Raw genomic sequence first — 7,110 nt, forward strand, 5'->3', positions numbered from 1 at the left:
GAAGGCAAACACCGCCACTCTGGTCCAGAGATGCCCGGGTCAGGCCCGGGCATGACGCAAGACCAGCCTCAGCCCCAGACCTCCTTCGCCACCTCGACGATCATCGAAAGCTTGGCCCATTGCTCGTCCTCGGCCAGCGTGTTGCCTTCCTCGGTCGAGGCGAAGCCGCATTGCGGCGAGAGGCAGAGCTGGTCGAGCGCGATGTATTTCGACGCCTCCTCGATGCGGCGAAGCAGCGCGTCGCGGTCCTCCAGCACCCCGGTCTTCGAGGTGACGAGGCCGAGCACGACATGCTTGCCCTTGGGCAGGAAACGCAGCGGCTCGAAGCCGCCGGAGCGGTCATTGTCCCATTCCATGAAATAGCCGTCGACCGGCATGGAATTGAACAGCAGATCGGCGATCGGCTCGTAGCCGCCCGAGGCGATGAAGGTCGAGAGGAAATTGCCGCGGCAGAGATGCATGGTGACCGCAAGGTCGGCCGGCTTGTCCTTCAGCGCCTCGCGCACCATGCCGGCATAGATCTCGGGCTGGTGTTCAGGATCGTCGCCACGGGAGCGCAGCATCTCGCGCTGGGCCGGATCGCAGAGATAGGCGAAGGAGATGTCGTCGAGCTGGAGATAGCGGCAGCCGATATCGTAGAAGGCGTGGACGGCCTTGTTATAGGCGGCGCCGACATCGGCGTAGAAGGCGTCCATCTCCGGGTAGATGCCCATATTGATCATCTTCCGGCCGCCCCGGTAGTGCAGCATGCTCGGGCCCGGAATGGTCATCTTCGGCGTCGAGCCCGGCTGGACATTGTCCCGCAGGAAACGGAAATGCTCGAGCATCGGGTGGCCGGAAAAGCCGACCTTGCCGGTGATGCGCAGTGCCTTGGGGATGGTCACGCCGCCCTTGAAGTTCATGCCTGAATCGGCGGCGATCGCGTCGACGCCGTCGAGTTCTTCCAGAAAGTCGAAATGCCAGTAGGCGCGGCGATACTCGCCGTCGGTGACGCCCTTCAGGCCGACCGCCTCCTGCTTGGCGATCAGCTTGCGAATCTCGGCGTCCTCGACCGTCTTCAGCGCGGCGGCGTCGATCTCGCCGCGCGCCTTCCTGTCGCGGGCTTCGTGCAGGGCGGTGCTGCGCAGCAGGCTGCCGACCTGGTCGGCGCGGAAGGGCGGCTTGTGATTTGGCATGGTCGTCTCCTCAGGCAGGATGGGCGTGCGCGCGGCCGGGAGCCGCGGCGACGCCAAGATGGGCTTCGAGCAGATGGTCGTCTTCGGCCAGTTCTGCGCTGGCGCCCTGGTGAACGATGCTGCCGCGGTCGAGCACGATGGCGCGGTCGGTGACGGCGAGGACCTTGCGGGCCTTCTGCTCGACGATGATCGCGGCGGTGCCCTCCTCGCGGACGATCCGGCGGAGCGCCGCCAGCAATTCGTCGACGATGATCGGGGCGAGACCCTCCAGCGGCTCGTCGAGCAGCAGCACTTTCGGGTTGAGCATCAGCGCGCGGGCGACCGCCAGCATCTGCTGCTCGCCGCCGGAGAGCTGGTTGCCGAGATTGGCGCGGCGCTCCTTCAGCCGCGGGAACATCGCGTAGGCGCTGGCAAGGTCCCAGGGCCCCGGCCGGGCGATCGCCGTGAGGTTCTCCTCGACGGTGAGCGAGCGGAAGATGTTGCGCTCCTGCGGCACCCAGCCGATGCCGAGCCGGGCGCGCTGTTCCGGCGCCATGCGGGTGATGTCCCGGCTTTCCAGCGCGATCGTGCCGCCATGCCAGGTGGTGACGCCGACGATGCTGTTGATCAGCGTCGTCTTGCCGGTGCCGTTGCGGCCGAGCAGGGCGATGGCCTCGCCCTGCGCGAGCGCAAGCGAGAGCCCGTTCAGCACCTGCGCCTCGCCATAGCCGGCGCGCAGGTCCGAAATCTTGAGGAGTTCAGCCATCGGCGTCCTCCCCGAGATAGGCGGTGCGGACGCGCGGATCGCCGCTGACCTCGGCGACCGTGCCTTCGACCAGCAGGCCGCCGGCGACCAGCACCGAGATGCGGTCGGCGAAGGAGAAGACGAGGTCCATGTCGTGCTCGATCAGCAGCACGGTGACGCTGGCCGGCAGGCCCCGGACGATGTCGAGGATTTCGCGCCTGCCATCCTCCGGCACGCCGGCGGCGGGCTCGTCGAGCAGCAGGACGCGCGGTTTCGCGGCGATGGCGAGGGCGATCTCGAGCAGGCGCTGGCGGCCATAGGGCAGCTCGGCGGTGCGCTTTGCCATCACGTCGGCGAGGCGGAAGCGGGCGAGCAGCTCGGCCGCCTCGTCGATCACGGCGGTCTGGGCCGCGAGCGGGCGGAACATGCTCCAGCCCTTGCGCTCGCGTTCGGCGATGGCGATGGCGACCGTCTCCAGCAGGGTCAGCTCGGCAAAGAGCTGGTTGATCTGGAAGGTGCGGGAAAGGCCCCGGCGGACGCGGGCATGCGGGCGCTCGGTGGTGATGTCGGTGCCGTCGAGCAGGATTTTTCCGGCGCTCGGCGCCAGCACGCCGGTCAGAAGGTTGATGAAGGTGGTCTTGCCGGCGCCGTTGGGGCCGATCAGGGCATGGCGGGCGCCCGGCCGCAGCGAGAGCGAGACGTCGCTGGTGGCGACGAGCCCGCCGAAGCGTTTCTCCAGACCGATGGTCTGCAGGATCGGCTGCGCGGTCGTTGTCGCAGCAGGCGAGGCGAGGGCGGTCATGGCGCGCGCCTCCTGGGGAGGCGGGCGAGCGCCGCCCGCAGCAAGCCACGCGGGCCGGCGAGCAGGCGGTCGCGCCCGACCAGGACGAGGATGACGAGGATCAGCCCGAGCCAGAACAGCCAATACTGCGCGGTGAGGCCGGAGATCACCTCATGCATCAGCTTGAAGGCGATGGCGCCGACGAGGCCGCCATAGAGATAGCCGGCGCCGCCGATCACCAGCACCAAGAGCCCGTCGGCCGAACGCTGGAAGGAGAGGACATCGAGCGAGACGAACTGCGTGGTCTGGGCGAGCAGGGCGCCGGCGACGCCGGCATAGAGCGCGGCGATGGTGTAGATCGCGACGAGCCGCCGGTTTGGCGCGATGCCGATCGCCGAGGCGCGCAGGCGGTTGCCCTTGATCGCCCGCAGCGACAGGCCGAAGGGCGAATGCACCAGAAGCCGCGCCAGCACGAACAGCACGAACAGCACGCCGAGACTGTAGAGATAGGAGGTCCGGCCCCAGAGATCGAACTCGAACAGGCCGAGCACCGGCGCCATGGTCACGCCGGTCAGGCCGTCGGCGCCGCCGGTCAGTCCGGAGAAGCGGTTCGCCGCCTCGAGCAGCATCAGGGCGACGCCGAGCGTGATCATCAGCCGGGTCAGGTCGGAGCCGCGCAGCACCAGGAAGCTGGTGGCGAAGCCGAGCACACCGGCGGAAAGCCCGGCCGCGACCAGCCCCAGCAGCGGGTCCCCGGAGACATGGATGGCGAAGAGGCCGGCGGCATAGGCGCCGAAGCCGAAGAAGGCGGCATGGCCGAGCGAGACGATGCCGGCATAGCCGAGCAGCAGGTCGATGGAGAGCGCGAACAAGGCGAGGATGGCGATGTCGTTGAGCAGCAGCAGCTTGCTCGGCAGCAGGAAGAAGGCGGCGAGCGCCAGCGCCCAGAGCGCGAACTCCCAGGGCTTCCAGGCGCTGTCGCGGGCAAGCAGGGCGCCGGCGGCGCCGGCAGCGGGCGCGGGGCCGGACATAGCGGCCCCGGCGGCGGGATCGGCGGCGCTCATCGCGCGCCCTCGCGGCTGATCAGCCCGTAGGGCCGCCAGAGCAGCAGGGCGACGGTCACCGCGTAGATGATGAAGGCGCCGAGCTGCGGGAAGTAATATTTGCCGGCGACGTCGGCGATGCCGAGGATCAGCGCGGCGAGGAAGGGGCCGGTGATGCTGGTGGTGCCGCCGACAGTGACGACGATCAGGAAGTAAATCATGAATTTGAGCGGGAAGGTCGGGTCGAGCGTCAGGAGCTCGGCGCCGAGAGCGCCGCCGAGCCCCGCGAGCCCCGAGCCGACCGCGAAGGTCAGCGCGAAGACGCGCCCGATATTGATGCCGAGCCCGCGCGCCACGCGCCCGTCATCGACGGCGGCGCGCAGCTGGCTGCCGAAGCGGGTGCGCGTCAAGGCGAGCTGCAGGCCGATCAGGATCAGGGCGCAGACGACGATGATGAAGAGCCGGTAGACGCCGATGCCGGCGCCGAGAATCTCGACGCGCCCCTGCAGGGAAGGCGGAAGCTGGACGATCTGCTGGCGTGCGCCCATGAAATAATCGACGGCCGAGACCGCCATGAAGGCGAGGCCGATCGAGAACAGCACCTGCTCGAGATGGCTCTTGGCGTAGAGATGCCGGTAGAGCGTGCGCTCGAAGACGGCGCCGAGCAGTGCTGTCACCAGGAAGGCGAGCGGCAGGCAAAGATAGAAGGAGACGCCGTAGCTGCCCATCAGCACGACGGTGAGATAGCCGCCGGCCATGGCGAAGGCGCCATGGGCGAGGTTGACGAAGTTCATCAGGCCGAGCGTCACCGCCAGGCCGCAGGCCAGCACGAAGAGCAGCATGCCATAGGCGACGCCGTCGAACAGGATGGTGAGCATGCGGTCCTTCGTTGCCTCTTCCAGAGCGCGCCGTCATTCCGGACAAGTCGCGTAGCGGCGCAGCTCCGGAATCCATCGTCGGGCTCGCGCTCTACGATGGATTCCGGCGCTCCGCTTCGCTCCAGCCGGAATGACGCATGATGGCTGCGCCGTCCGTGGCCGATCCGTCAGTTCGCCGGCGACTTGGCCGGGTCCTTGACCGCCTCGGCCTTGCCGAACTCGACATTGTAGAGCTCGCCGCCGACCGACTTGACCTCGCGCAGATAGATGTTCTGCACCAGCTCCCGGGTCTGTGGATCGATCGCGACCGGGCCGCGCGGGCTTTCCCATTTCGCCGTCTTCATCGCCGCCAGCAGCGCGTCGCCGCCGGTCGCGCCATTGGTCGCCTTCAGCGCCTGGTAGATCAGGGCGATGCCGTCATAGCCGCCCGCCGCCATGAAGTTCGGGCGCATGTCCTTGTTGGCGGCCTTGAAGGCGGTGACGAAGGCCTTGTTCTCGGGCGAGTCGTGCGCAGCGGAATAATGGTGGGTGGTGATCGTGCCGAGCGCGACATCGCCCATGCTGTTGAGGATGTCGTCGTCGGTGACGTCGCCGGTGCCGATCAGCTTGATGCCGGCTTCGGCCAGGCCGCGCTCCTTGAACTGCTTCATGAAGGCCGAGCCGACGCCGGAGGGCACGAAGACGAAGACGGCATTGGGCTTGGCGTCCTTCACCCGCTGCAGGAAGGGCGCGAAATCGGGATTGGCGACGGGGACGCGGATCGATTCCGTCACCTGTCCGCCGGCGGCGCCGAAGCGGTTCTTGAAGGCCGTCTCGGCGTCGATGCCCGGGCCATAATCGGCGACCACGGTGACGACGGTCTTGATGCCCTCCTTCGCCGCCCAGTCGGCGAGCGGCACCGCGGCCTGCGGCAGCGTGAAGGAGGTGCGCAGGATGTAGGGCGATTTCTCGGTGATCGAGGAGGTCGCGGCCGCCATCACGATGGTCGGCACCTTGGCCTGCGTCGCCAGCGGCGCCACCGCGAAGGCGAGCGGGGTCAGGCCGAAGCCGGTGAGGACGGCGACCTTCTGGTTGACGATCATCTCCTGGGCGATGCGCTTGGTCTGGTCGGCGACGCCGCCATCGTCCTGCACCAGCAACTGGATCTTCTTGCCGGCGACCCTGTCGCCATGCTGGGCGATGTAGAGCTTCGCCGCAGCCTCGATCTGCCGGCCGGTCGAGGCGAAGGGCCCGGTCATCGGCAGGATCATGCCGATCTTGACGGTTTCCTGCGCCTGCGCGGCGGAAGAGAGGATGAGGCCCGCCGCTCCGGCGGCGAGCAGGGAACGACGCGAGAAGATTGCCGACGACATGAATACCTCCCAGATAATGTGCGCTTACCGCACGTTGCTTCTTGTTTCGAACAGGCTACGAGCCGGGAGGTGGCATGGTCAATCAGGACGAAAGGCGATTTCAGCCCAGCGCGGCATTGCGGCCGAGACCGGCCTCCCGCCAGTGCCAGCGCCGGTCGGGCTAAGTCGGAGCAACTCGCATACTCGACCATTGCGCCCGGCAAATTTGGCTGCAAACCGGGCTGACATCCAATTCCCTGCTAACAAGGAACTAGCAGGGAATTCTATCCGAATTCGCGATGAGCCGAGCCTTATCTTCAGGCGAAAAATGTGCTGATTCAAGCCGTAGCGGTAACTATCGAGGTGAGATGAGCAGGGATTTTCGATCTGTCTCTCAGGGATTTTAGTTGTTGTGGTTCAGGGATTTTTCGCTTGATCAGCATCTCGATCGAGATGTCTTTGAAACGTTAGGAAAGGCAAGCGCGGCTGGAGCGCGGCAAGGTGATCGTCTTCGGCATCATCAAGCGCAATGGCCTGGTGAAGGCCCAGCCGATCCCTGCCCATGGCATCACGACCAGCACCGGAACCAGCTTTTTTGCCATTGTCGGCAACCCCAATATCGCCAATGTCTCCGAGGCCATTACGTCCCCCGGTGCGAGCAATCAGGTCGACAACAACGCCTGATGAGAGCTGTTTTCATCTCCGCTCACTCGGGATAGCATCCGTGCGGGGGACGAAATGGCGACCAAAGGGAAATTCAGGTTGACGCTGGCCGCAGCTCAGAACTCCGGGAGGCTCGCCGAATTCGCCTATCAAGAGCGCGGGACTGCGGTCCATGTCGTTGCGCTAGAGGGGGCCTTCCGCAAGGTGGTCAGCGCAGCAGAGCGAAAGAGTCCGGCTTCCCCAGCGTTTCCCGAAGCAAACTGCGCATCCGCTGAGCGGTCCCCGAACTGACGCCTAAAGTTCGCTCCAAATCCCGGGCAGTCGCTTCGTCATGCGACGCGACTACCATGAAGATGGCGTAGAACCATGTCTGGAGCGGGGTCCTGCTGCCGCCCAATATGGTTCCAGATGCGGGGGAGACATGATTCCCGCAGGCTGAACAAGCGTAGCGGCGCCGGCCTGCGACCCGATGGAAGGTCGCGTTCTTGGTGCATTTGGCGCAAATGTGGCGGAGC

7 protein-coding genes are annotated in these 7,110 nt (G+C 66.4%); 1 reads left to right on the forward strand and 6 read right to left on the reverse strand.

Features of this window, described 5'->3' with window-relative positions; all coding sequences use genetic code 11:
• Nucleotides 1-68: 68 nt before the first annotated feature.
• The 6 genes from V6M56_RS08280 to V6M56_RS08305 all read right to left on the reverse strand — a co-directional run bounded on the left by V6M56_RS08280 (nt 69) and on the right by V6M56_RS08305 (nt 5,941).
• Entirely contained in the window at nt 69-1,175 is a 1,107-nt protein-coding gene (locus V6M56_RS08280; RefSeq protein WP_332682775.1) for a 5-methyltetrahydropteroyltriglutamate--homocysteine S-methyltransferase, read from the reverse strand.
• Between the two features lie 10 nt (nt 1,176-1,185).
• The gene (locus V6M56_RS08285) at nt 1,186-1,920 is read right to left on the reverse strand and encodes an ABC transporter ATP-binding protein (RefSeq protein WP_332682776.1); all 735 of its coding nucleotides are present in this window, start codon (nt 1,918-1,920) and stop codon (nt 1,186-1,188) included.
• Nucleotides 1,913-2,701, reverse strand: a complete 789-nt coding sequence (locus tag V6M56_RS08290) for an ABC transporter ATP-binding protein (RefSeq protein WP_332682777.1) — start codon at nt 2,699-2,701, stop codon at nt 1,913-1,915. Before V6M56_RS08290 ends, V6M56_RS08285 begins: the two co-directional genes overlap by 8 nt.
• Entirely contained in the window at nt 2,698-3,711 is a 1,014-nt protein-coding gene (locus V6M56_RS08295; protein WP_332682786.1) for a branched-chain amino acid ABC transporter permease, read from the reverse strand. Before V6M56_RS08295 ends, V6M56_RS08290 begins: the two co-directional genes overlap by 4 nt.
• A gap of 29 nt (nt 3,712-3,740) precedes the next feature.
• Nucleotides 3,741-4,601: a branched-chain amino acid ABC transporter permease gene (locus V6M56_RS08300; RefSeq protein WP_332682779.1), complete on the reverse strand. Its 861-nt coding sequence runs from the start codon at nt 4,599-4,601 to the stop codon at nt 3,741-3,743.
• 167 nt (nt 4,602-4,768) lie between these two features.
• Complete coding sequence (locus V6M56_RS08305) at nt 4,769-5,941, reverse strand: ABC transporter substrate-binding protein (RefSeq protein ID WP_442881112.1); 1,173 nt, start codon at nt 5,939-5,941, stop codon at nt 4,769-4,771.
• A gap of 492 nt (nt 5,942-6,433) precedes the next feature.
• Here V6M56_RS08305 and V6M56_RS08310 point away from each other — a divergent pair, with 492 nt between their 5' ends.
• Nucleotides 6,434-6,616 (forward strand): hypothetical protein, encoded by a 183-nt coding sequence (locus V6M56_RS08310; protein ID WP_332682783.1) that lies wholly within the window; start codon nt 6,434-6,436, stop codon nt 6,614-6,616.
• Nucleotides 6,617-7,110: the final 494 nt, after the last annotated feature.

Source organism: Allobosea sp., assembly GCF_036675845.1.
Classification (GTDB): Bacteria; Pseudomonadota; Alphaproteobacteria; order Rhizobiales; family Beijerinckiaceae; genus Allobosea.